The 24602-nt window shown below is 69.4% G+C and carries 22 protein-coding genes and 1 tRNA gene; 12 read left to right on the top strand and 11 right to left on the bottom strand.

The genetic code is table 11. The annotated features are described in order from the left end of the window. Window positions 1–29: 29 nt before the first annotated feature. The gene (locus tag RBS60_RS08765; RefSeq protein ID WP_307957170.1) at window positions 30–704 is read left to right on the top strand and encodes a hemolysin III family protein; all 675 of its coding nucleotides are present in this window, start codon (window positions 30–32) and stop codon (window positions 702–704) included. Between the two features lie 72 nt (window positions 705–776). Here RBS60_RS08765 and RBS60_RS08760 read toward each other — a convergent pair whose 3' ends face one another. Then, complete coding sequence (locus RBS60_RS08760; RefSeq protein ID WP_307957169.1) at window positions 777–3011, bottom strand: thioredoxin domain-containing protein; 2235 nt, start codon at window positions 3009–3011, stop codon at window positions 777–779. Between the two features lie 105 nt (window positions 3012–3116). Between RBS60_RS08760 and RBS60_RS08755 the strand changes: the two genes are divergently transcribed. Continuing rightward, window positions 3117–3629, top strand: coding sequence for a hypothetical protein (locus RBS60_RS08755; protein WP_307957168.1), 513 nt, complete (start codon window positions 3117–3119; stop codon window positions 3627–3629). After that, the gene (locus RBS60_RS08750) at window positions 3629–5812 is read left to right on the top strand and encodes a bifunctional polysaccharide deacetylase/glycosyltransferase family 2 protein (protein WP_307957167.1); all 2184 of its coding nucleotides are present in this window, start codon (window positions 3629–3631) and stop codon (window positions 5810–5812) included. The genes RBS60_RS08755 and RBS60_RS08750 overlap by 1 nt, the downstream gene beginning before the upstream one ends. Here RBS60_RS08750 and RBS60_RS08745 read toward each other — a convergent pair. Together RBS60_RS08745 and mca are read right to left on the bottom strand one after the other, a co-directional pair. Next, window positions 5809–6138 (bottom strand): hypothetical protein, encoded by a 330-nt coding sequence (locus tag RBS60_RS08745; protein WP_307957166.1) that lies wholly within the window; start codon window positions 6136–6138, stop codon window positions 5809–5811. The genes RBS60_RS08750 and RBS60_RS08745 overlap by 4 nt on opposite strands. Window positions 6139–6142: 4 nt before the next feature. Then, the gene (gene mca, locus RBS60_RS08740) at window positions 6143–7048 is read right to left on the bottom strand and encodes a mycothiol conjugate amidase Mca (protein ID WP_307957165.1); all 906 of its coding nucleotides are present in this window, start codon (window positions 7046–7048) and stop codon (window positions 6143–6145) included. Window positions 7049–7066: 18 nt separating this feature from the next. On the opposite strand from mca, the gene RBS60_RS08735 reads away from it, so the two are divergent. After that, window positions 7067–7480, top strand: a complete 414-nt coding sequence (locus RBS60_RS08735; protein WP_307957164.1) for a DUF4307 domain-containing protein — start codon at window positions 7067–7069, stop codon at window positions 7478–7480. Window positions 7481–7626: 146 nt separating this feature from the next. Then, window positions 7627–8124: a transcription elongation factor GreA gene (gene greA / locus RBS60_RS08730; protein WP_307957163.1), complete on the top strand. Its 498-nt coding sequence runs from the start codon at window positions 7627–7629 to the stop codon at window positions 8122–8124. 92 nt (window positions 8125–8216) lie between these two features. Here the strand turns inward: greA and RBS60_RS08725 are convergent, their stop codons facing one another. The 4 genes from RBS60_RS08725 to RBS60_RS08710 are packed head-to-tail and all read right to left on the bottom strand — an operon-like array spanning window position 8217 to window position 12339. After that, window positions 8217–8837 carry a rhomboid family intramembrane serine protease gene (locus tag RBS60_RS08725; RefSeq protein ID WP_307957162.1) on the bottom strand — a complete coding sequence of 207 codons (621 nt, stop codon included), beginning with the start codon at window positions 8835–8837 and terminating at the stop codon, window positions 8217–8219. A gap of 12 nt (window positions 8838–8849) precedes the next feature. After that, entirely contained in the window at window positions 8850–10103 is a 1254-nt protein-coding gene (ilvA, locus tag RBS60_RS08720; RefSeq protein WP_307957161.1) for a threonine ammonia-lyase, read from the bottom strand. Window positions 10104–10115: 12 nt separating this feature from the next. Further along, complete coding sequence (locus tag RBS60_RS08715) at window positions 10116–11312, bottom strand: AI-2E family transporter (RefSeq protein ID WP_374049253.1); 1197 nt, start codon at window positions 11310–11312, stop codon at window positions 10116–10118. Between the two features lie 49 nt (window positions 11313–11361). Then, window positions 11362–12339 carry an aldose 1-epimerase family protein gene (locus RBS60_RS08710; RefSeq protein WP_307957160.1) on the bottom strand — a complete coding sequence of 326 codons (978 nt, stop codon included), beginning with the start codon at window positions 12337–12339 and terminating at the stop codon, window positions 11362–11364. Window positions 12340–12456: 117 nt separating this feature from the next. On the opposite strand from RBS60_RS08710, the gene RBS60_RS08705 reads away from it, so the two are divergent. The 3 genes from RBS60_RS08705 to galK are packed head-to-tail and all read left to right on the top strand — an operon-like array spanning window position 12457 to window position 15577. Continuing rightward, window positions 12457–13266 carry a DeoR/GlpR family DNA-binding transcription regulator gene (locus RBS60_RS08705; RefSeq protein ID WP_307957159.1) on the top strand — a complete coding sequence of 270 codons (810 nt, stop codon included), beginning with the start codon at window positions 12457–12459 and terminating at the stop codon, window positions 13264–13266. Then, the gene (gene galT / locus RBS60_RS08700; protein ID WP_307957158.1) at window positions 13263–14408 is read left to right on the top strand and encodes a galactose-1-phosphate uridylyltransferase; all 1146 of its coding nucleotides are present in this window, start codon (window positions 13263–13265) and stop codon (window positions 14406–14408) included. The genes RBS60_RS08705 and galT overlap by 4 nt, the downstream gene beginning before the upstream one ends. Further along, window positions 14405–15577 (top strand): galactokinase, encoded by a 1173-nt coding sequence (galK, locus tag RBS60_RS08695; protein WP_307957157.1) that lies wholly within the window; start codon window positions 14405–14407, stop codon window positions 15575–15577. Before galT ends, galK begins: the two co-directional genes overlap by 4 nt. 92 nt (window positions 15578–15669) lie before the next feature. Here the strand turns inward: galK and RBS60_RS08690 are convergent, their stop codons facing one another. After that, on the bottom strand, window positions 15670–16617 hold the full coding sequence (locus RBS60_RS08690; protein ID WP_307957156.1) for a Bax inhibitor-1/YccA family protein: 948 nt from the start codon (window positions 16615–16617) through the stop codon (window positions 15670–15672). 477 nt (window positions 16618–17094) lie between these two features. Here RBS60_RS08690 and RBS60_RS08685 point away from each other — a divergent pair, with 477 nt between their 5' ends. From RBS60_RS08685 to RBS60_RS08670, 4 genes are read left to right on the top strand one after another with little or no spacing between them, the layout of a single operon-like run. Next, a complete protein-coding gene (locus tag RBS60_RS08685) occupies window positions 17095–18390 on the top strand; it encodes a branched-chain amino acid ABC transporter permease (RefSeq protein WP_374049257.1) in 1296 nt (431 codons plus the stop codon). 11 nt (window positions 18391–18401) lie between these two features. Continuing rightward, window positions 18402–19373 (top strand): branched-chain amino acid ABC transporter permease, encoded by a 972-nt coding sequence (locus RBS60_RS08680; RefSeq protein WP_307957154.1) that lies wholly within the window; start codon window positions 18402–18404, stop codon window positions 19371–19373. Then, complete coding sequence (locus tag RBS60_RS08675) at window positions 19370–20410, top strand: ABC transporter ATP-binding protein (protein ID WP_307957153.1); 1041 nt, start codon at window positions 19370–19372, stop codon at window positions 20408–20410. The genes RBS60_RS08680 and RBS60_RS08675 overlap by 4 nt, the downstream gene beginning before the upstream one ends. Continuing rightward, window positions 20407–21192, top strand: coding sequence for an ABC transporter ATP-binding protein (locus tag RBS60_RS08670; protein WP_307957152.1), 786 nt, complete (start codon window positions 20407–20409; stop codon window positions 21190–21192). The genes RBS60_RS08675 and RBS60_RS08670 overlap by 4 nt, the downstream gene beginning before the upstream one ends. A 152-nt stretch (window positions 21193–21344) precedes the next feature. Here the strand turns inward: RBS60_RS08670 and RBS60_RS08665 are convergent, their stop codons facing one another. The 3 genes from RBS60_RS08665 to RBS60_RS08655 all read right to left on the bottom strand — a co-directional run bounded on the left by RBS60_RS08665 (window position 21345) and on the right by RBS60_RS08655 (window position 24587). After that, on the bottom strand, window positions 21345–22712 hold the full coding sequence (locus tag RBS60_RS08665; RefSeq protein ID WP_307957151.1) for an ABC transporter substrate-binding protein: 1368 nt from the start codon (window positions 22710–22712) through the stop codon (window positions 21345–21347). Between the two features lie 175 nt (window positions 22713–22887). Then, window positions 22888–22961 (bottom strand) — tRNA-Leu (locus RBS60_RS08660). Window positions 22962–23132: 171 nt separating this feature from the next. Further along, the gene (locus tag RBS60_RS08655; protein ID WP_307957150.1) at window positions 23133–24587 is read right to left on the bottom strand and encodes an FAD-dependent oxidoreductase; all 1455 of its coding nucleotides are present in this window, start codon (window positions 24585–24587) and stop codon (window positions 23133–23135) included. Between the last annotated feature and the right edge of the window lie 15 nt (window positions 24588–24602).

Raw genomic sequence — 24602 nt, 5'->3', positions numbered from 1 at the left:
CTTACCGGACCGTAAGTTAGAATCAGTCCATGCAGCACCAAGCGGCAGACCGCCTCGAGCTCCTGTCCCTCAAGCCGTCGTGGCGCGGCTGGATCCATGCCGCGGCCATCCCTTGGGCCCTGGCTGCCGGGCTCGTGCTCATCGCCCTTGCCCCTGGAGCTGACCGCAAGATCGCCTCGGCGGTGTATGCCTTCACCGGGCTGCTGCTGTTCTCGGTGAGTGCCATCTACCACCGCGGGAACTGGACCCCGCGGGTCAAAGCCGTCCTCAAGCGGCTCGACCACACCAACATCATGCTCGTCATCGCGGGCACCTACACGCCGCTGTCCTGGGTGCTGCTCCCGCGGTCCACTGCGATCCTCCTGCTCACGCTCATCTGGTCCGGTGCGCTCGCTGGCGTCGCGTTCCGCACCCTGTGGGTCGGTGCGCCCCGATGGCTCTACGTGCCGATCTACGTGATCCTCGGCTGCGCGGCTCTGCTGTTCCTGCCGCAGTTCTTCGCGGCCAGCATCCCAGCGGCGATTCTCATCTGCGTCGGTGGGGCACTGTACATTGCCGGCGCCGTCTTCTACGGGATCCGCCGCCCCAACTTCTCGTACCGGCACTTCGGCTTCCACGAGTTCTTCCACGCGTTCACGGTCGCGGCATTCGCGGCCCACTACATCGCCATCATGTTCGCCGTGTTGGGCACGCCGACGGCGTAACTGTCACCTCGGGAACGAGCCGGGGGCGACGGCCCCCCGGCGGCAACAGCCCGCCGGCAGGGCTTGCGGGGCCTACTGCACACCGGTCCCGTCCGCTGGGGCCGAACCCCCGCCCATGAGCTGCTCCCGCAGGGCGCCCAAGGTATTGACCGGCAGCCGGCACGTGAACTCCCGGCACACGTAGGCAAGCGGGCCGCCGTCGTCGGCCGCGGGTCGGTCCTGAAGCAGCGGCACGGTCACGGGCACGACGCCGGACTCCGCACCACCCGCAGTCGGCCCGCCGGACCCGCGGCTCGGCTCGCCCGCAGCCGGGGCCAACCCGCGCGTGCCCGGAGTGGAGCCAAAGGCCACGGCCAGTCCAGGGCTCGGCGAAAGCAACGCCTCGCGGTGCAGTGCCAAGGTCTCGGGGGCCCGGGTGCCGTCCAGCGCCCCGACGATCGCTGCCTCGAGCGGTCCGGCCAGCCGGGCCTCGGCCACCGCAAGGAGCCAGCCCGCAAGCCGCGGACCCTGAGACAGGAGCTTCGGGAGCCCCGCGAGGATCGATCCGGCCAGCGCGCGGTGCTTCCAGGAACCGCTGTACGCGGCCGCGGTCAGGAGCGCACCCGCGAGCAGCGACGCGCCGCTCGGCGCCTCGTTGTCGTGCGGATCGAGCGTGCGGGCCCCCGCGCGGGCCGTGCGCACGGCGCTGCCGGCATTGCCGGCGTCTGTGGCAGGGGCCTCGTCGGAGAGCAGCCCACTGACCACGAATCTCCCGGTCGCCGCGTCGACCAGCTCGATCGCCCACGCATACCAGCGGGTCGCACCGGTTGCCGCGTACAGCGCGAAGGCCCCCTCGGCACACCCGGCATAGTCGGCCAGCACGCCCTCGACACCCGTTGCCTTCCCGTCGTGGGACACCCTCGCGAGCCGGGTTCCGTCCCAATGGACGCCAGCGAGGAGGTCCGCCGCACGTTCGGCGGCGTTGAGCAGGTCCGCGCGGTCCAAGACGGCGGAGGCGTCGGCGAGCGCTGCGATGGCCAGTCCGTTCCACCCGGCCACGACCTTGTCGTCCCGCGCGGGCGGTGTCCTGCGCGCTCGGGCGCCGAGCAGAACGGGGCGGTGGCGTTCGAGGAGCTCCCGCTCGTCAGCTCCCAGGGGGCGCCCGGCGTGCAGCGGCGCCGCCGTGGTGGCGTGCTCCCCCACCCGGAGGCCGAACAACGACGCCAGTCGGGCGCCGTCGTGCGGCGCGTCCACGAGGGCGCGGGCCAGCTCAGTCCCCGTCCACACGTAGTAGCCGCCCTCCACCGGCCTCCCGTCCCGCTCCGAGTCCGCGTCGAGCGAGGACGCGTAGCCGCCGCCGGGGAGCCCGAGCTCGCGGACGAGCCAGTCTGCGGTGAGGGAAGCGGCATCGCGCGCCTCGTCGGCGGGGAACTCCGCAGAGCCGCCGAGCCGCGTCCAGTGGGCCAGGACGCGCAGGAGCTGGGCGTTGTCGTAGAGCATCTTCTCGTAGTGCGGCAGGGACCAGTCCGCCGTGACGGAATACCGCGCGAAACCGCCGCCGAGGATGTCGAAGAGCGCCGAGCGGCACATCGCGGCGAGCGTGCGCCCGGCGAGTGCCCGGGCGTAGCCTGCCGTCTCGCCCGCTCCGGCCGCATGACGCACGAGGAACTCGAGCACGGGCGAGGGCGGGAACTTCGGCGCGCCGCCGAACCCGCCGTGGACGTGGTCCTCAGTCTGGCCCAGACGCACGACGGCGCCGCTCGCCACGGCGGCCAGCCCGCCGGCGTCGTACTCCGGGGCCTGACCGACGCTCAGGAGCTGGTCGGAGAACAGTCCTCCCAGTGCCTCGGCGAGCGCGTCGGCCTGGCGCTCGACGGCGTCGCGGCGATCTGCCCAGGCCGCCGCGACGGACGTCAGTACCTGTCTGAAGCTCGGCTGGCCCGGACGTGGCTCCGGCGGGAAGTACGTGCCCGCGTAGAACGCGCGCCCGTCCGGGAGAGCGAAGACGCTCAGGGGCCACCCGCCCTGACCTGTCATCGCCTGACAGGCGGCCATGTAGACGCCGTCGACGTCGGGCCGCTCTTCGCGGTCCACCTTGACGTTCACGAAGCCGGCATTGAGCTGGCTGGCTGTGGCTGGGTCCTCGAACGACTCATGGGCCATGACGTGGCACCAGTGGCATGCCGCGTAGCCGATCGAGATGAAGACGGGGACGTCCCGCCGCGCCGCCTCCGCGAACGCATCGTCGCCGAAGGGCTGCCAGTGGACAGGGTTCTCCGCGTGCTGGCGCAGGTAGGCCGAAGCCTGCCCCGCGAGTCGGTTCGTCATAGTCCGAGTCTGCACCCTCACGACTGCGGCACCGGGCGGCGACGGCGACATCCGGCGTCTCCTGGCGTGCGGCCGCGAGGCCCCGTCGTCTAGAATCTGGTACCGATGGCCATCCCAGACAGCGGCACCCTCAGTCCCGGCACGTCCGCACACGAGGACGGCGGGCCTGTCTTCGTCGACGCATCGGGCCGGAAGCTGCGCCTCATGCGCCTCATCGGCGGGGTGGCACTGCTCCTCGTCGCGGGCTACCTCGTGACCATCGGGATCGCCCTCATGACCGGGGGCCCCAACGCCGCGGCCCCCTTCCTCCCCGCTGCGGCCGTTCCCTCCCCGACTGTCACCGCGCAGACCCCCGACGGCCGCCCGAGTGCCGCGACTCCGAGTCCGAGCGCGGCGGACAACGCCCCGGGATCGGCGCCGCTGACCGTCGCGAACTATGTCACACAGGCAACGGCGCCGGCGGGGACGGCACGGGTCCCTGTCGGGGCGTCGACGCAGGCCGCCTCGGCACCGACCGCTGCACCGGCGCCCACGGCCACCCCGATCTCGGCTCAGGGCAACCCCTCGGCACCTGGGCAGGACAAGCGCACCATCCCGACGCAGCCCACGCACCCGTGATGGCTCGACGCACGGCCGGACGGCGGCCCATGGCCCCGTCCCCGGCGAAGGCGCACCGCGCCGCCCGCCTCCCGGGCCGTGTGCGCACACACTGGATCGTCCTCGCGGCGCTACTCGTCGCCCTCGCCCTCGCCCTCGCCGTCCAGGGCTACACCCAGCACCTCGCCGGGATCGGCGACGACTCCGCGTCCTCGCGGGACGGCGCGGCCGGCGTCCCGGCATCCGTCCTCAACGGCGGGCCGGTGGTCGATGCCCGCACCGCGGACGTGCACACGGCCCGGCCCGCGGACCGCACGCTAGCCCTGACGTTCGACGACGGCCCCGACCCCGTGTGGACTCCGCTCATCCTGGACGTGCTGGAAGCGCACCACGTGCACGCGACATTCTTCGTCGTCGGCACGGCCGCGATCGACCACCCCGACCTCGTTCGCCGCATGATCGCCGAGGGCCACGAGGTGGGCCTCCACACGCTCACCCACGTGGACCTGGGCAAAGCGCCCGAGTGGCGCCGCCAGCTCGAGGTCCAGACCGCGCAGCGCGCCCTCGCGGGCATCACCGGCGAGACGGCCACGCTCCTGCGCCCTCCCTACAGCTCGGAGAACGACGCCGTGACCTCCGGCACGTGGGCCGCCATGCAGTCGACGGCCGCTGATGGCTACCTCACGGTGCTCAGCACCATGGACAGCCGGGACTGGTCGCGGCCGGGGGTCGCGCAGATCGAGCAGAACCTCGCGCCCAGCGGGACGCACGGGCAGATCCTGCTCATGCACGACGGCGGCGGGGACCGGAGCGAGACCGTCCAGGCCCTCGATGAGATGCTCACGCAGGATGCGGGCAAGGGCTATCGGGTGACGACTGTCGGCGACGCCGTCGGGATCGCGAGCATGCGCCCGGCACCCGAGTCGGAACAGCTCCTGGGCACCGCCTTCGTGTGGGGCATGGGTGCGAGCGGGACCGTCGTCGACGTCATCTCGTGGCTCCTCGCAGCCAGTGGCATCGTCACGCTCATCCGCGCCGTGCTCGTGGTCGCGGTCGCCTCACGCCACCACCGCCTGGCCCGGCGCGGCCGACGGCGGCGCGACGTGCCGCTGCTGCCCGAGATCACCGAACCGGTCACCGTCATTGTGCCCGCCTACAACGAGTCCGCAGGGATCGAGGCGGCGGTCCGGTCCATCGCCGCCTCGACGCATCCGGTGGAGATCATCGTCGTCGATGACGGCTCGAGCGACGGCACGGCGGACCTTGTCGAGTCGCTCGGGATCCCGGGCGTCTTCGTGATCCGGAAGGAGAACGGCGGCAAGCCGTCTGCACTCAACGCGGGTCTGCGGGCGGCGTCCTACGAGATCGTCGTCATGGTCGACGGTGACACGGTCTTCGAGCCGCACACCGTCCACGCGCTCATCCAGCCGCTCGCCGACCCACGCGTCGGCGCTGTCTCCGGCAACACGAAGGTGGTGAACCGCGGCGGAATCCTTGGGGCGTGGCAGCACATCGAGTACGTGGTCGGGTTCAATCTCGACCGGCGGCTGTTCGACCTGGCCGAGTGCATGCCCACCGTGCCAGGCGCGATCGGCGCGTTCCGGCGCGGCGCGCTCCTCTACATCGGAGGAGTCAGCAGCGACACCCTCGCCGAGGACACGGACCTCACGATGTCCCTGTGCCGTGAGGGGTGGAGGGTCGTCTACAAGGACGACGCGCTGGCCTGGACAGAGGCCCCGGCCACCCTGGGCGCCCTCTGGAAGCAGCGCTACCGGTGGTGCTACGGGACGCTGCAGGCCATGTGGAAGCACCGCGGCGCCGTCGTGCAGGGAGGCCAGGCCGGGAAGCTCGGGCGCAGAGGCCTCGGGTACCTGCTGGTCCTGCAGGTCCTCATGCCGCTCTTCGCGCCGATCGTCGATGTCTTCGCCGTCTACGGGCTCATCTTCCTTGACCCGGTGCGGATCGGGATCCTGTGGCTCGCGTTCATGGGGGCCCAGCTGGCTATGGCCGCCTACGCATTCCGACTCGACAAGGAGAGGCTCGCCCCCCTGTGGACGCTGCCGCTCCAGCAGCTCGTGTACCGCCAGCTCATGTACCTCGTCGTGATCCAGTCCGTCTTCACCGCGATGGCGGGACTCCACCTCCGCTGGCACCGGATGGAGCGCTACGGGAGCCTCAGCGTCCCGGCGACGAACCAGCGCTAGGAGCGGCTGCTGCCCGTCTCGCGGTCTCTGGCGTCGGTCGCGTCGACAGCATTTCCGTCCGCGGCCTTCTCGGGACCCGCCTGCGTGTCGGCCTCGCCGCGGGCTGCAGTGGCGGCGCTGGCCTCCTCGACCTGCGCCTTGTAGCGCAGGCGGCGGAGGCGGCGCACCATGTCGACGATGAGGAAGATCGTGAGGACCACGACGAACGCGGTCGCAATGAACCCCCACGTTCCAGGGGTGATCATGTCCTCGCTCAGCCCGGGGCGCAGGGTTCCCTCAGGGGAAGGCTGTGGTGTCTGGGCGAGGGCAACGAAGAGGTTCTGCACCGATCTATCGTAGCCCGGCGAAGAGGTCGGTCTCGGTCGTCCCTTCGGCCGGGAAGCCCACGGTCGACTCGATCAGGGCATAGTCCTCCCACGGCCACTCGCGCTGGCGCAGGGCGAGTGGAACCGCGAAGAACCAGCCGCCGGGATCGATCTGCGTCGCGTGCTCCAGGAGCGCGCGGTCCCGGACCCCGAAATACTCGGCGCTCTCCACGTGCGTTGTCACCGGATGGCGCGACGTCCACGGGCGGTGCCCCTCGGCGTCGTTCTCCGTGGCCCGGGCGATCCATTCGGCGAAGGGCGAGTCGAGCCCTGCGGCGATGAGCGCGTCGTGGATCCGCAGCGTCCGCTCGGGATTGAACGGGATGTCGTAGTAGAGCTTCGCAGGAGCCCACGGCTCGCCGGCGTCCGGGTAGTCCTCCGCGCGCCCTGCGGCGTGGAACGCCTCGACGGCCACGCGGTGGGCCATGATGTGGTCCGGATGGGGATAGCCCCCGTTCTCGTCGTACGCCACGACCACATGGGGTCGGAAGTCGCGGACCAGCCGTACGAGGGGCGCGGCGGCCTCCTCGAGCGGGAGCGAGGCGAACGAGCCCCACGGCAGTGGCGGGAGCGGGTCCCCTTCGGGCAGGCCCGAGTCGGTGAAGCCGAGCCAGCGGTGCTGGACGCCGAGCACCTTCTGGGCAGCGGCCATCTCGAGGCGGCGTGCGCCGGCCATGTCCCGGTGCGGGTGCGGGGCATCGAGGATTGTCGGGTTCTGGATGTCTCCCCGGGAGCCGTCGGTGCACGAGACGACCATGACATCGACGCCCTCGGCGAGGTATTTCGCCATCATCGGGGCGCCCTTGCTCGACTCGTCGTCGGGATGGGCATGCACGGCCAGGAGGCGGAGCGCGGAATCGTTGGCTGACACGCCTCCTAGAATAGTGGGGTGACCGATTCCCTCGCTGCCCGCTACGGCGCCCCCCGGCGCCGCCTGACCCGGCGCACGGCCCGGCTCGTCATCATTGCCGCACTCGTCGTGGCCGTCGCGATCGCCGGATGGCTCACCTACACCTCCAACGCCGCGGGCGGCGGCGTCGACTCGAAGGACATCGGCTTCTCCACACCGGACGCGTGGCATGCCGAGATAGATTTCCAGATCAGCAAGGATGCGTCCGCGACCGCCGTCTGCGCGGTCCATGCCCTCGCGGACGACTTCGCGATCGTCGGCTACAAGGAGGTCGAGATCGGCCCCACGGACGGCGCCAAGGGCATGACGACGACCCTTCAGCGCGTGCCGCTGCGCACCGAGGCCGCGGCCGTCTCCGGAGTCGTCGATTCGTGCTGGCTCAAGGGGGCGTAGAGCGACACGGCCTGCGTCCGGCTTGGGATCCGGACCCATAGTCATTAGACTGTACTAATACCAATTGCCCCGCAGGTGGCTGAGAAGTCCTCACGAGACAGCCGCAGGCGGGGTCTTTGCTTGGAAAGACGCTACAAGGAGACGACATGTCCACCACGACCCATCAGGGCGGCGCCTGGCTCACCCAGGAGGCGTACGACCGCCTCAAGGGCGAGCTTGACCACCTCTCGGGCCCCGGCCGTCATGAGATCGTCGAGAAGATCGAGGCAGCTCGGCAGGAAGGCGATCTCAAGGAGAACGGCGGCTATCACGCCGCCAAGGAGGAGCAGGGCAAGATCGAGGCCCGCATCCGCCAGCTCACGGATCTGCTCCGCAACGCCCAAGTGGGCGAGAAGCCGGCTGACGACGGCGTCGTCGAGCCCGGAATGCTCGTCGTCGCCAAGATCGCCGGCGAAGAGGAGCACTTCCTCCTCGGTTCGCGCGAGATCGCCGACGCCGGCACCGACATCGACGTTTTCAGCGACAAGTCTCCGCTGGGTTCAGCGATCGTGGGCCACAAGGCGGGCGACAAGCTCTCCTACACCGCCCCGAACGGCAAGGACATCGCGGTCGAGATCATCTCGGCCACCCCGTACAACGGCTGATCGGTCCTTCCCGGACTGCACCCCGCACACGCACGACGGCGCCGCCCACCTCACGAGGTGGGCGGCGCCGTCGTCGTGGTCCAAGTGAGGGCTCAGCTCGCGGTTCGGCCGCGCGGACGGAGCATGACCGCGGCAATGACGCCGCCCGCGAGGCCGAAGAGGTGGGCCTGCCATGAGATTCCCCGCCCGACCGTAGGCAGGATGCCCAGGAGCACGCTCCCATAGGCCGCGAAGAGGACCACGGCGAGCAGGATCTGCCACCAGCTGCGATTGAAGAATCCGCGGACCAGCAGGAAGCCGAACAGCCCGAAGATCACGCCCGAGGCACCGACGGTGATGCCCGGGTGGCCGAAAACGCTCCCGCCGAACAGCCACACGCCGATCCCCGAGGCCACCCAGGACAGCGCGACGGCGGTCAGGAACTGCCTCAGCCCGGCGAGGAAAGCCAGGAGCCCGAACACGAACAGCGGCAGGGTGTTCGCCAGCAGGTGCGCCCAGCTGGTCGAGTCGTGCACGAGCGGCGAGGTCAGGATGTCGGGGAGGCTGCCGACGTCCCGCGGGCGGATGCCGAACATGCGCGACAGGAGGCCGAACGTGGCCATGTTGACGATCTCGATCACGTACAGGAGCACGGTGACGGCCGTCATGGTTGCGAGTCCCGCCCTTGCTCGGCCAGCGAGCTGGCCCCTCGTCCCCGGCGCGCCGGCCGTCATGGCACTGCGTCCTCAGACGTGGATGACGATCGGCTGGAAGCCCTCGGCCCGCAGGGCACGGAGCACCTGGTCCGAGTGCTCGTGGCCCTTCGTCTCCATGTCGATCGTGATCGCCACGTCCCCCATCGCGATCGAGCCGCCTACGCGCGTGTGGTCGACACCGGTCACGTTCGCATCGTTCTCGGCGATGATGCGCGAGATCGTCGCGAGGGAGCCCGGACGGTCATCCAGCATCATGCGCACCGTGAGGAATCGCCCGGCCGCGGAGAGGCCACGCTGGATGACCTTGAGCATGAGCATCGGGTCGATGTTGCCGCCGGAGAGGATGACGACAGTCTTCTTGGGGTGGATGCCGAGCTCGGCGAGCTTGCCGTCCATGAGTGCGGCGACGCCGACCGCGCCGGCAGGCTCGACCACGAGCTTCGCGCGCTCGAGCAGGAAGATGAGCGCGCGGGCGAGGGAGTCCTCGCTCACGGTCACAACGTCGTCGACGAGCTCGCGGATGATGCTGAACGGGATCTGGCCGGGGAGGCCCACGGCGATGCCGTCAGCCATGGTGGCGACCTTCGGCAGCGGCACGACTGCGTCTGCGGCGAGCGAGGGCGGGTAGGCGGCAGCGTTCTCCGCCTGCACGCCGATCACGCGGATCTCCCGGCCGAGCTCGGCTGCCTTGGCCTTGACCGCCACGCTGACGCCGGCGAGCAGTCCGCCTCCTCCGACCCCCATGAGGATCGTGTCCACCTCGGGCACCTGCTCGAGGATCTCGAGCCCGATCGTGCCCTGGCCGGCAACGACGTCTGCGTTGTCGAAGGGGTGGACGAAGACGGCGCCCGTCTCGTCGGCGTACCTCTTGGCCTCGGCGAGCGCCTCGTCGACGTTGTGCCCGTGGAGCACGACCTCGGCGCCGTGCGAGCGGGTGGCCTGGAGCTTGGGCAGGGCCACGCCGAGCGGCATGTAGATCCGCGCGCGGATGCCGAGACGCTTGGCCGCAGAGGCCACGCCCTGAGCGTGGTTGCCGGCGGAGGCCGCAACGACACCGGCGCGCTTCTCCTCGTCGCTGAGCCGCGCCATGCGGACGTAGGCGCCGCGGACCTTGAACGACCCCGCGCGCTGCAGGTTCTCGCACTTGAAGTAGACGTCGCCGCCCACCATCTGCCCCAGCGCCCTGGACTGCTCAATGGGCGTCTTGGCAATAATGCCCTCGAGCAGCTCCTGTGCGGCAACAACGTCGTCGAGCGTCACAGCGAGAGTCGAGAGGGCATTCATGCTCTGTGCCTCCTAGGGGGCTTCGGGGGAAACGGGCGTCCGCCCGGCATCAGCCGGTGCGGTCGCCCCTTCAGTTTCCCACGAGTTCTCCCACGAACGGGACGCGATGTAGCGCACCGCCGAGTTCGTGACGGCGAGGGTGGGGACCGCGAAGAGCGCCCCCGCGATCCCCGCGATGTACGAGCCTGCCGCGACCGCGAGGATCACGGCGACCGGATGCAGCGCCACGGCACGGCCCATCACGAGCGGCTGGAGCACGTGCGACTCGAGCTGCTGCACTGCGACGACGATGATGAGCATGACCACGGCGTTCGTGAGGCCATTGGCCACGAGGGCGAGGAGCACGGCGACGGCGCCGCTCACCAGGGCGCCCACCACCGGGATGAAGGAGGAGACGAACACGAGGATCCCAAGCGGCAGGGCGAGCGGGACTCCGAGGATCGCCGCACCCACCCCGATCCCGAGGGCGTCCACCGCGGCGACGAACACCTGGACCCGGACGTAGCTCACGAGGGATGTCCACCCCTTGCGGCCGGCACCGTCGGCCGCCGGCCGGGCCTGGCGCGGAAGCATCCCGACGAGGAAGCCCCAGATCCGCTGGCCCTCGAGGAGGAAGAAGACGAGCACGAACAGGGCGATGAGCGCGCCCGTGATGAAGTGCCCGGCGGACGAGCCGACGCTCAGGACGCCGTTGACCAGCGTGCCCTGGTTGGTGGTCAGGATCTGCTGGGCGTCCTTGACGTAGGTGTCCAGCTGGGACGAGGTGATCTGCAGCGGCCCCTCGGAGAGCCACTTCTGGACCTCGGCGAGCCCCGCGAGCGCCTCGCCCCACAGCTGTGAGAAGCCGGAGGAGATCTGGCGGCCCACGAGCGTCAGGAGTCCGGCGACGACGGCGATGAAGCCCAGCTCGGTGATAGCGACGGCCAGGCCCCTCGGCAGCCCGACTCGCCGCAGCCACGTGACAAGCGGGCTGAGCAGCCCCGCGAGGAGGGCGGCGACGAGGACGGGGATCACGATGAAGCTCAGCTGGGCGAGGGCCCAGGCAATCGCCCACGCGACCGCGAGGATGATCGCAAGGCGCCACGACCAGGCCGCCGAGATCCGGAGTGCGAACGGCAGATCCGTGACACCCACAGCCCTCATGGGCCTGGAAACAGGAGGCAGCGGCGTCACATGGTCGGGCTGGGGTCCCTCATCGGCAGGCTCCATGTCCCCCATCCTGCCATTGCCAGCCCGTGGGCACGGGCCCTCGCGGACCTCAGAGGATTGAGCCGATCCCCCAGCGCATCGAGGCCGACTCGCCCGGCGCGATCCACCCGAGGCCGTCTCCAGAGTTGAACGCATTTGCCGGACCGGTCATCGGCTCGAGCGCAACGGCCTTGAGCCGCCCCGGGAAGGTGTCCGTGACGAAGACGTGCACGTACGGGCAGGAGTCATCCTGCCACAGCCAGACGCTGCGTCCGTCTTCCGTGGAGAGCGTCGCGCGGAACACGCCGGGCGCCCCAGCGCCGTCGTGCGCGAAGTCCAGCTGCGTGAACGCGGAATCGAGCGAGAGCCCGCCCACCGCCCGCCCGCCGCGCAGGTCCCACTCCCCCTCCACAGGCTCAGAGGCCCGCGGGATGAGGCGGTCGTCGGCCACGAGACGGGTGCCCGCCGGGACCGTGAGGAGGAGCTGTTCGGTCGGGGTGTCGCCGAGCCGGAGGTACGGGTGGGCCCCGAGCACATACGGCGCAGGCGCGGACGAATCGTTCGTGAGGGTCTGGGTCACGCTCAGACCGCCCTCGGCGTCGAGCGCATAGTCGACGCGGTGCCGCACGAGGAAGGGGTAGCCGTGCTGGGGGAAGGCGACGGCCTCGAGCGAGACCGAGGCTTCCGTCCGGCCCAGCAGCTCGTAGCCGGCATTGCGCAGCAGCCCGTGGCTCGCGTGGCCCCGCTTGGGCTCAGTGATGTCGAGCTGCTGGACGGCGCCGTCCAGCATCCAGCGGCCGTCTTCAACGCGGTTGGCCCAAGGGGCGAGCGTGATCCCCGTGGCCCCGGGCGGGATCTCGTCGTCGCCGAACGTCTCGGTGAGCACGACGCCGTCCCGCGAGTAGGCGCGCAGCGCTGCTGCCAGCTCGGTCACCACGGCGACGGCACCCCCGTGCCGGAGCTCGTGCTGGCGGCCGGTTGCGGCGCGCCGGGCGCCCGATGGTCCCGGTGGAACCGATGTCCCCGATGTGCCCGAAGAAATTGCCATGCGCTAACGCTAGCGGGAACTCTCGGACTGATGTTATATTTTGTGAGAAATCTGTTCGTTTGTGTTTGTTCGCTCTCACTATGGTGTCCACCCACCGCAGAATGTCAGGGGGATCGCATGCTGGCCGCAGAACGCCACGCACATATCATCGCCGAGCTCGAGCGGCGCGAGGCCGTGCGCGTCACGGAGCTCGCCTCCACTCTGCGCGTCTCGGAGATGACCATCCGCCGGGACATCGAGCACCTCGAGGAGCAGGGGCTCGCGCGGCGCGTCCACGGGGGAGCCGCTCGGCCCACCGAGGTGGGCTTCACCGAGCTCGGCTTCGCGGTCAAGAGTGCGCACCGCCCGGACGCGAAGAGCGCGATCGCCGCCCGCGCCGTCGAACTCGTGCGGCCCGGCGCCACGATCTTCGTCACGGCGGGCACCACCACGTTCGCCTTCGCCCGCCTCCTCGCGGGGATCCCGGAGCTCACCGTCGCGACGAATTCCATCAAAGTCGCAGAGGCGTTGGGCGACGCTGGCCACCCCGGCATCCGCACCATCCTCACCGGAGGCGAGCGCACGCCGTCGGAGGCCCTCGTGGGTCCGCTCGCCACGTCCACACTGCGCCAGCTCCACGTCGAGACGTGCTTCATGGGCGTCCACGGACTCCACCCGCGCGGGGGCCTCACGACCCCCAACATGCTCGAGGCCGAGACCAACCGCGCCGCCGCCGAGTCCGCGGCCCGGCTCGTGGTCCTCGCCGACCACAGCAAGTACGGGCTTGTAAGCCTCGCCCGAATCCTGCCCCTGAGCGCCGTCGACACCCTCATCACCGATGACGGACTCTCGACCGGCGCACTCGAAGAGCTCCGCCAGAATGTCGCCGACCTCATCGTGGCACCCGTCGATGAGGATGGCACCGACCACGAGGACGGCCGTTCATGACCCACGCACCCATCGCCCCCGGGACCCCGACCACCCCACGGATCACCCAGATGCGGCTCTCCGACGGACGCGAGCTGCTCTACTTCGACGATCCCGGCACCGCACCACGCACTCCCCTGGCCGACGCGCGGGGGCTCCCCGGCCGCGCAGACCACGGACAGCTGCGCTTCGACGAGCTCTCAGGCGACTGGGTCGCCGTGGCGGCCCATCGGCAGTCCCGCACCCACCTGCCGCCCGCCGACCAGTGTCCCCTGTGCCCGAGCACCCCGGGGAACGCCTCCGAGATCCCCGATCCCGACTACGACGTGGTCGTGTTCGAGAACCGCTTCCCGTCACTCGGGCCGGATCTCACCGAGCTGCCTCGAACGCTGCCTTGGGGCCACACCGTGCCCGCGGTGGGCCGCTGCGAGGTCGTGTCCTTCACCCCGGAGCACACAGGCTCCTTCGGCGAGCTTCCCTACGAGCGCGCGCGGACCGTGGTCGACGCCTGGGCCCACCGCACGGCGGCCCTGAGCGCCCTGCCCGGCGTGCGGCAGGTATTCCCGTTCGAGAACCGCGGCGCGGACATCGGAGTCACCCTGCACCACCCGCACGGGCAGATCTACGCCTACCCGTACGTCGCCCCCCGGGCCGCGCAGCTCGGCGCCGCCGCCCGGCGCTTCTACGACGACGCCGAAGGAACCGCCACGCTGCTCGGCTCGCTCCTGGACCGCGAGCGGGACTCGGGCGAACGCGTCGTGCTCGACGGCGATCACTTCACCGCCTTCGTGCCGTTCGCCGCGCGCTGGCCGCTCGAGCTGCATCTGGTCCCCCATCGCCACGTCGCCGACTTCACCGAGCTTACCGGGGAGGAGAAGGACGAGCTCACCCACACGTACCTCACCCTCCTGGGTGCCGTGGACGCGATGTACCCGACACCCACGCCCTACGTCGCCGCGTGGCACCAGGCCCCTCTCGACGCCGTGCTGCGCCCCGCGAGCCGGTTCCACCTCCAGCTCACATCGCCCCGCCGGGCCGCGGACAAGCTCAAGTTCCTCGCCGGATCCGAGGCCGCAATGGGCGCCTTCATCAACGACACGACCCCCGAGCAGGTAGCCGAGCGGCTCCGCGAGGTGCTCGCTGCCGGAAAGGCCTCCGCATGAGCACCACGCCCTCTCCCGCTCCCAGTCCCACCGCCGGGGTGCTGCGCGCCTTCGCGTCGGCGTTCGGGGGGACGCCCGACGGCGTGTGGCAGGCGCCGGGCCGCGTGAACCTCATCGGGGAGCACACCGACTACAACGAGGGCTTCGCCCTTCCGTTCGCCATCGACCTCGCCGCCCGGGTGGCCGTCCGCGTCCGGCCCGACCGGACGGTGCGGCTCGTGTCCACGCACGGCGGCGGCGTGGTCGAGTTGGGCCTCGATGCCCTCACCCGCGAATCCGCGGTTGGCTGGTCGGTGTACCCGGCCGGTGTCGTGTGGGCGCTGCAGGGACGTGGCATCGCGGTGCCGGGCTTCGACCTCGCTCTCGACTCGAGCGTCCCTGCCGGCTCGGGCCTCTCGTCGTCGCACGCGATCGAGTGCGCCGTCGCCACCGCGCTGACCGAGCTCGCGGGCGCGGGCCTCGGCGCCGAGGACCTCGTGCTGCTGACGCAGCAGGCGGAGAACGGCTTTGTGGGCGCCCCGACGGGGATCCTCGACCAGTCCGCCTCACTGCGCGGCGCAGCAGGGCACGCCGTGTTCCTCGACTGCCGCGACCAGAGCATCGAGCTCATTCCGTTCGATGCATCCGCCGCCGGGCTCACCGTGCTGGTCATCGACACCAAGGTGGCGCACTCCCACTCCGACGGCGGCTACGCGAGCCGGCGGGCGGCGTGCGAGCTCGGTGCGGAGGTGCTGGGCGTCGATGCCCTGCGCGACGTGGACACTGCAGGCCTCGCCGAGGCCCAAGGGCTCCTCGACCCGGTCACGTTCCGACGGGTGCGGCACATCGTGACCGAGGATGAGCGGGTGCTCCAGACGGTCGAGGTGCTCCGTTCCGCAGGGCCCGCCGCGATCGGGCCCCTTCTGGACGCAAGCCACGCCTCGATGCGTGACGACTTCGAGATCTCGTGCCCGGAGCTCGACCTCGCCGTCGAGACTGCCCGGGCCGCCGGGGCCGTGGGCGCCCGGATGACTGGGGGCGGATTCGGCGGCTCCGCCATCGCGCTCGTTCCGGCCGAGGCCGCGGCAGCGGTCGGCGACGCGGTCACGGCAGCGTTCTCCCGTGCCGGCTACAGGGCGCCGGACCTCTTCAGCGTGTCCCCGGCCGAGGGTGCACGGCGGGTCCTGTAGCCCGCCAAAGACCCCACAACCGGACGCCAGAGACCCCGCAACCGTTGCTTTCGGTTGCGGGGTCTCTGGCGTGGCGTTGCGGGGTCCCTGGCTCAGTCGTTGCTGTTGAAGATCGCCAGGAGGCGCAGGATCTCGGTGTACAGCCACACGAGGGTGACGGTCAGTCCGAAGGCCGCCGTCCACGCGTAGCCGCGCGGTGCCCCGGCGCGGACGCCCTGCTCGACCGAGTTGAAGTCGAAGATGAGGGAGATGGCCGCGAGCACGACTGCGAACAGGCCGACGATCACGCCCAGCGGGATGCCGAACAGGTGCACACTGCTGCGCAGGCCCCACGCGCCCATGCTCGGGTTGGCGAACATGATGACGACGTTCACGAGGCTGAACGCGAGGTAGCTCACGAGCGCGATCATCAGGAACTTCGCGAGGCCCGGGGTCGCGCGGACCTTGCCACTCTTGTACAGCCCCAGGGTCACGCCAGCGACGACCAGCGTCCCGAGGACCGCCTGGAGGCCCACGCCCGGGGCGAGGGCATCGATGAGACGCGTGAGCCCGCCGAGGAAGAGCCCTTCGAGGCCCGCATACGCGAGGATGAGGCCAGCCACGGGCTCGCGCTTGAAGGTATTCACCATCGCGAGGACGAATCCGCCGATGGCCCCGAGCAGGGTGAGGCCCATCGCCGCACCTGCGGGTACTGCAAGGGTCACCGCCGCACCCACCACCACGAAGCCGAGGCAGGCGAGCGTCTTGACGATGACGTCGTCATACGTCATGCGCCCTGTCTCGGCAGGGCTCGCCGCCGGCGAGCGGTAGAGCGCATCCAGCTGGTCGGCGGACATCGGCTGCTGGAAGCCCTGGCCGTAGGGGGTCTGGCCGTAGGGCGTCTGGCCGTAGGTGCCCTGCCCGTACGGATTCGCGCCGTACGGGTTCTGGCCTTTGACGTAGGGGCTCTGGTCCTGGGCGTGCGGAACGGGCGGCTGAGCGGTCGCGACCGCTCCCTTGAAGGTCTTCCCCCGGAAGACAGGGTTTCCCCCGAATGCCATGTCGGCTCCTTGTTCGTCGGCGGGTCGAGGCTGTTTCGATCCCGATGGCCCACCACCGGTGCTGCGGCGGTCCCTGCCGGTTCCACGCACAGGAAAGCCCGGAAGTTCCCCGAGGTGGGCTTCTTGCCCTGACGCTACAGCCTCTGGCCTGCCTGCGGCGAAGGTTTAGGCCTATTCCATCGGGAGGGCCGAGAGTTAACTGGAACTGAAAGTACACGGAGGCGTCCCTTCACAGTTGTTATCCGATCGCGATGCGCACCGGCGCCTCATCGCGGCAATCCCCACGCTTCCCCCGGGTAACATTGCTCTCAACGGGTGAGATTCGTCACATTCCGGAGCTTGCGTTCCCAGTGCGATGGGCTGCACCCGTTGCACCAACCGTTCCGGCTGGCCGTGCCAGCCGCTCCCCCCGGAAAGTACGGAGGCTCCTACGTGACAAGCACAGCCCCGGCCATACGCCGGCCACGCGTACCACGCGTGCTGGTGGCCGCTGGCGCCCTGATCGGCGCCTTCCTCGCAGTGCTCCTGGCTCTCGCCCCAGCCGCTGACGCGACAACCTCGCCCAGCCCCGGTCCGAGCTCAAGCCAGACCCAGTTCCAGAACAGCATCTCGGGCTTCCTGCGCAACGCCGGTCAGCCCCTCCAAGGCGTCAAGATCACCGCCGAGGGAGAAGGCTTCACCGGCAGCACGACCTCGGGGGCGTCGGGCGCGTGGACCATCTCCGTGCCCACCCAGGGCAGCTACAAGGTGACCCTTGACGAGTCCACGCTGCCGGATGGCATCAAGCTTGCCGAGGGCCAGGACAACCCCCGGACCGTGACGTTCAACCAGACCTCGAACGCCAGCACGATCTTCGCGTTCGGCGCGGGCATCCAGGTGCATCAGGAGAGCTTCTTCTCCAATCTGGCCAACCGGCTCGTCGCCGGTCTGAGCTTCGGCCTGCTGCTCGCGCTCTCCGCCGTCGGCCTCTCCCTCATCTTCGGCACCACGGGCCTGACGAACTTCGCCCACGGCGAGATGGTTACACTCGGCGCCGTCGTCGTCTTCTCGCTCAGCGCCATCGGCGCGCCCTTCTGGCTTGCGATCATCGCGGGCCTCGCCGCCGGTGTCGCCTTCGGCTACGTTCAGGACGCGTGGCTGTGGAAGCCGCTGCGCCAGCGCGGCACGGGCCTCGTGCCGATGATGATCGTGAGCATTGGTCTCGCACTCGCCGTCCGCTACGTCATCCTGTTCTTCTTCGGCGGCGCGACCCAGCAGCTGCCGTACTCGCAGTCCACGGACATCGAGCTCGGACCCATCTCCGTCTCGCCCAACAACCTGTGGTCGCTGCTGATCTCGCTCGTCGTCATCCTCCTGATCGCGTTCGCGCTCCTGCGGACGCGCCTCGGCAAGGCGACGCGTGCGGTCGCAGACAACCCAGCACTCGCGGCGGCGAGCGGAATCGACGTCGACCGCGTGATCCGGCTCGTCTGGATCACGGGCGGCTTCCTCGCGTCGCTCGGAGGCATACTGTGGGCCTACTACCGACCCGGAGTCTCCTTCAACATGGGCCAGCAGATCCTGCTCATGATCTTCGCAGGCGTCACCCTGGGCGGTCTCGGGACGGTGTTCGGCGCACTCCTGGGCTCCGTCATCGTGGGCGTCTTCGTCGAGCTGACCACCGTGTTCGGTCTGACATCTGATCTCAAGTACGTCGGGGCGCTGGTCGTCATGATCCTCGTCCTCCTGTTCCGGCCCCAGGGCATCCTGGGCCGCCGTGAGCGTGTGGGCTAGAGGAGGCCATCATGGATTTCGGACAGATACTCAGCGAGGCAGTCGGGGAGCTCTTCAGCCCCACGACGGCCGCCTACGCACTAGCCGCCCTCGGCCTCGCCGTGCACTTCGGCTACTCGGGCCTGCTCAACTTCGGCCAGGCGGGCTTCATCGCGGTCGGGGCGTACGTCTTCGCCATGACCACGATTCACCTCCAGTTCCCCTTCTGGCTCGCCCTCATCGCGGCCGTGCTCGCCTCGGTGGTCTTCGCCCTCATCCTGGGCATCCCGACCCTCCGCCTGCGCGCCGACTATCTCGCGATCGTGACCATCGCCGCAGCGGAGATCATCCGTTATGTCGTCACGACGAACACGCTCACCGATGTCACGGGCTCGGCCAATGGCCTCGCCGGCATCCGGCAGGACTTCCTCCGGCTCAACCCGTTCCCCCAGGGCACGGTCTACTTCGGCTACAGCAGCAACGACTTCTTCTTCCGTGTCTTCGGCTGGGGCCTCGTCGTCATCCTCGGGATCGTCGTGTGGCTGCTCATGCGCAGCCCGTGGGGCCGCGTGCTCAAGGGCATCCGCGAGGACGAGCTGGCCGTGCGCTCGCTTGGGAAGAACGTGTACGCGTACAAGATGCAGGCGCTCATCCTCGGCGGCATCTTCGGCTCCCTCGCGGGCCTCGTGTTCACCCTCCCGCGTGACGTGGTCCAGCCCGCCAACTACGGCACGGAATTCACGTTCTTCCTCTGGACCTGCCTCCTGCTCGGCGGCATGGCCACCGTGCTCGGCCCGATCGTCGGCGCGATGATCTTCTGGGTCGTGCTCTCGCTGACCCAGAACGTGCTGTACGGGCTCATCCAGATCGGCGCCCTGCCGTTCCTGAGCACCACGCAGGCAGGCCAGCTGCGCTACATCCTCGTGGGTGTGGCCCTCATGCTGTTGATGATCTTCCGGCCACAAGGTGTGTTCGGCAACAAGAAGGAGCTCGCGTTCTCATGAGCGAGACCAGCAGCACCGCAGGTGCTCCCGTCGATACCGTCGACTACATGACGGACGCCCGTCCGATCGCCGAGGGGCCCGGGGCCCCGGGCTGCAGGAAGAGGGACCCGATCGTCGTCGCGGACAACGTGAGCCGGCGATTCGGCGGCATCAACGCCGTCGATGTCGAGCACCTCGAGATCCCGCGCCACAAGATCACGGCCCTCATCGGCCCAAACGGCGCCGGGAAGACCACGCTGTTCAACCTGCTCACGGGCTTCGACACCCCGAACACGGGCTCGTGGCAGTTCGAAGGCACCAATCTGGCGGGCATGTCGTCCTACAAGGTCGCCCGGCTCGGGATGGTGCGCACGTTCCAGCTCACCAAGGTCATGGGCAAGCTCACGGTCATCGAGAACATGCGTCTCGGGGCCTCCGAGCAGCCCGGCGAGAAGCTGCGCAACGCGCTCTTCCGCGGCATCTGGGGCAAGCGCGAGAAGGACATCACTGGGCAGGCCGAGGGCCTGCTGACCAAGTTCAAGCTCGACACCAAGCGGGACGACTACGCCGCCTCGCTCTCGGGTGGCCAGCGCAAGCTCCTCGAGATGGCACGCGCGCTCATGGTCAGCCCCAAGCTCGTCATGCTCGACGAGCCCATGGCCGGCGTCAACCCTGCACTCACGCAGAGCCTCCTCGACCACATCAAGAACCTCAAGGCCGAGGGCATGACAGTCCTCTTCGTCGAGCACGACATGCACATGGTCCGCCACATCGCGGACTGGGTCGTGGTCATGGCCGAGGGCAAGATCGTGGCGGAGGGGCCGCCTGGGGACGTCATGAGGGATCAGGCCGTCATCGACGCCTACCTGGGCGCCCACCACGACGTCGACCTGGGCGCAGCGGGCGGCCTCGAGGAGCTCGAGGAGGAACTGGCCGCCGATGAGGAGTCGGTGGTCGGCACTGAGGATGCCGGCATCCTCGCCCCCGGATCCGTCGTGGACGGCGCCGAGACCCTCACCGTCGACCAGCACGAGAAGCCCTCCAAGGAGGCGGAATGAGCCAGCAGACCACGCCCGAGGCGACCAGTGCGCCGTCGGACGGAGACGCCGTCGTGGCAGTCACCGACCTCGTCGCCGGGTACCTGCCCGGCGTCAACATCCTCAACGGCTGCAGCATCGTGGCCCGCAAGGGCGAGCTCATCGGCATCATCGGCCCCAACGGCGCCGGAAAGTCGACGCTCCTGAAGGCCATGTTCGGCCTCGTGAAGGTCCACTCGGGCTCCGTGGTGGTGCGCGGGCAGGACCTGACCGGGCTCAAGGCGAACAAGCTCGTGAGCCGGGGCATCGGCTTCGTCCCCCAGACGAACAACGTGTTCACGTCCCTCACGATCGAGGAGAACATGCAGATGGGCATGTTCCAACGCCCCAAGGACTTCAAGCAGCGCTGGGACTTCGTGACCGAGCTGTTCCCCGAGCTCGGGAAGCGCCGCGCCCAGCGGGCCGGCTCCCTCTCGGGCGGCGAGCGGCAGATGGTCGCGATGGGCCGGGCACTCATGATGGAACCTGCCGTCCTGCTGCTCGACGAGCCCTCCGCGGGCCTCTCCCCCGTCAAGCAGGACGAGACGTTCCTGAGGGTCCACGAGATCAACCGCGCTGGCGTGTCCGTGATCATGGTCGAGCAGAACGCCCGCCGCTGCCTGCAGATCTGCGATCGCGGCTACGTCCTTGACCAGGGCCGCGATGCCTACACGGGCACGGGGCGCGACCTGCTCAAGGACCCCAAGGTCATCCAGCTCTACCTCGGAACGCTCGCGGACGACGTCGAGGGCAAGGGGGCATAGCGCTCCTGTTCCACGCACGACGGCGCCGCCCACCGCATCAGGTGGGCGGCGCCGTCGTCCGTGGTCACCAACTCCACCGAACGAAGCGAAGGCCCCGACTCCCTCTCGGGAGCCGGGGCCTTCGAACGGTGCAGTACGTCAGGCTGAACGGGTTAGCTCAGCTTGCCGAACTCCTCCTTGAGCGGCTGGGGCACGTTCTTGTCATCGAACTTGTAGATGCCGATGTAGGCCTCCTGAGGATCGCCGTTCTTGGCGAAGCTCACCGGACCAGACTTGCCCATGTAGTGGATGTCCTTGCCCTGCCGGATGAGCGTCACACACGACGGGAAGTCATAGCACTGGTTGCTGCCGTGCGTGATGCCCACGAACTGCGCGGCGATGTCGACGCCCTTGGTGCTCTTGGCCTTCTCGGCTGCGAGCGCGATGAGGTTCGTCGCGTCCCACGACTCGCCGGCGTAGTTGTAGTCCTTGAGGCCCGCGTCGATCGACTTGAGCTGCGTCTTGAACTCGTCCTTGGCGAACGTTCCCGGCTGGGTGCCCTGTGCGCCCGTGAGCGTGCCGGCCGCGAAGTCCTTGCTGTAGTCGGACGTGTTGCCGTCCACGAAGAACATCTGGGTGGGCTTGACGCCCTTGGCCGCGAGGAGCGGGATGATCTGCTTGGCCTGATCGAACGAGATGACCGCGATCGCGTCCGGCTTGGCCGCGACGACCTTGTCCACCTGCGAGCTGAACTGCGAGTCGCCCTCGTTGAACAGCTCCTCGTCGACGACCTTGCCGCCAGCGCCCTCGAACGCCTTATTGACGTTGTCGCGCAGGCCCGTGCCGTAGGCGTCGTTCAGGACGATCATGCCGACCGTCTGGGCGCCGCAGGAGGCCATGTAGTTGCCGAGCACGCGGCCCTGGAGAACGTCCGAGGGAGCCGTGCGCCAGTAGAGGCCCTTCGAGTCCCACGTCGAGAAGTCCGGCGAGGTGTTGGCCGGGGAGAACTGGATGACGCCCGCGCCCGTGATCTGGTTGATCACCGTCTTGGACACACCAGAGGACGCCGCGCCGATGACGGCGCTCACGCCCTGCCCGAGGAGGTTCGTCACCGACTGGGTCGCGATGTCTGTCGTCGTGTCGCCCGAGTCGCGGTGGGTGATCTCGATCGGATGGCTGAGCACGCCGCCAGCGTCATTGATCTGCTTGACCGCGAGGTTCACACCCGCGATTTCGGGCGGGCCGAGGAAGGCGAGGGCACCGGTCTGCGGGAGCAGCGAGCCGAGCTTGAGCGGCGTTGCCGACGTGGTGGGCGACTTCGGGACGTCCGCCGGAGCGACGGTGGTACCCCCGGCCGCTGCACTTGCGCTCGCGCTGCCCGAGGGTGCCGGGCACGAGATCCCGGCGGCCGCTGCGCTCGAGGTGCTGGACCCGGACGGGGTCGAGGACGAGCCACCGCACGCAGTCGCCAGAAGGGCGACACCGACACCGAGGGCAGCCAGCTTCGCCACGCGGGGCGCCGACTGGTGACGTTGAATCATACGTAATCTCCTCCATCGAGGCGCATGGTGTGCACCCCTGATGCGAACAACCAGGTGTTCCTGATTACAAGACAGGCTAATTGAACGGTTAACCCGGAATACAGTGATTGCGGTCACAGACTCGTAACAGCTCGCCGAAAGGCTACTGAAAAGTAGGTGAACGGCGATTCGGGGGTGCCCCAGCAGGGATTCGAACCCTGACTGTGCCGATTTTAAGTCGGCTGCCTCTGCCGATTGGGCTACTGGGGCGTGCTCACAGCCTACTGGCTCCGCGGAGGCCACCGGCTCCGGGAGCGCCGAGCCGGGCCGGCCGCGGCTCGCCGCCCGTGGCGGCCGTGATGCACGACGACGGCGGCCGCCTCCCGTGCTGGGAGACGGCCGCCGTCGGGGTCACCGCCGAACAGTTCGACGGCGAAATGCCTACTTGGCTCCGGCAGGAACCTTCTCGCCGGCGCCGTCGGACGCAGCAGCCGGGGCCGCGACCGAGGCCGGGGCTGCAGGCTTGGGCGCCGGGCGTGCGGCCGTCTCGAAGGCGGCGCGCGGGTTCGCCAGGCCCTGCAGCGGGGTGGTGTCGCGCCCCGCGAAGAGGGAGGAGAACCAGTCGAGCATCACGCGGAACTTGCGCTCGGCGGTCGGGATCGCCAGGCCGTGGTAGCCGCGGTGGGCAACCCACGCCAGCGGGCCCGTGAGGCCGATGCGGCCGAGCACGTTGATGTTCGCGACGCCCTTCCAGGGGCCGAAGCCGGCCACGGCACCGAGGTTCTTGTGCTTGTAGTCGACGAGGGGCTTGTCCCAGCGGTTGGCCCACAGGTTCTTCGCGAGGACCTTGGCCTGGCGCAGCGCGTGCTGGGCGTTGGGGACACATGTGCCGTCCGGAAGGCCCTTGCCCGTGAGGTCCGGGACGGCGGCAACATCGCCAGCAGCCCAGGCGTTGTCGATGATGCCCTCGTCGCCTGCGATGCGGAGGTCCGGAAGGACCCGGACGCGGCCGCGAGGCTCGAGCGGGAAGTCCGTCGAGCGGACCATGGGGTTGGCCTGCACACCGGCGGTCCAGATGAGGGTGTCCGCCTCGAACTCGTCCGCCGGGGTCTTGTCCGGCATGTTGATGAGCTTGAGGGAGCCCTCGGCGTTCGCGAGAGACGTGTTGAGGAGGACCTCGACGCCGCGGCTCTGAAGGTGCTTGACGACCCACTCGGCCTGATCGGCGGTGACCTCTGGCATGATGCGCCCCATGGCCTCGACGAGGACGAAGCGCACCTCCTCCTGGCGGAGGCGGCCGTTGTTGCGCACGGCCTCGCGGGCGAGGTCCTCGAGCTCGGCGATGGTCTCGATGCCGGCGAACCCGCCGCCCACCACGACGAAGGTCAGCGCACGCTTGCGCTCGGCCGGATCGGTGGCGGTCGAGGCGAACTCGATCCGCTCGATCAGCTGGTTGCGGAGGGCCACGGCCTCCTCGATGGTCTTGTTGCCGATGCCGGCCTCGGCAAGGCCCGGGATCGGGAAGGTGCGCGTGATGGAACCGGCTGCGAGGACCACATCGACGTAGGGGATCTCGACGAAGCCCTGATCGCCCGGGAGTTCGACGACGGCCTTGCGGTTCTCGTGGTCGACGCTCGTGACGGAACCCTGGATGACCTCGCTGCCCTTGAGGTGCTCGCGCAGGGAGACGACCGCGTGCCGTGCTTCGATGTTGCCGCCGGCAACCTCGGGCAGGAACGGCTGGTACGTCATGTAGGGGTTGGGATCGACGACCGTGACGATGCCGCCGGCCGTGGCGATCTTCTTCTGGAGGCTAAGGGCCACGTAGAGGCCGACGTAGCCGCCGCCGACGACGAGGACGCGGGGGCGATCGACAAGCTGCAGGGAGGAAGGCATGATCCAAAGATACCA

The sequence above is a fragment of the Sinomonas sp. ASV486 genome, assembly GCF_030908215.1.
Classification (GTDB): Bacteria; Actinomycetota; Actinomycetes; order Actinomycetales; family Micrococcaceae; genus Sinomonas; species Sinomonas puerhi.
Note: the sequence above shows the minus strand (reverse complement) of the source record. Positions and strands in the feature narration are given on the sequence as shown.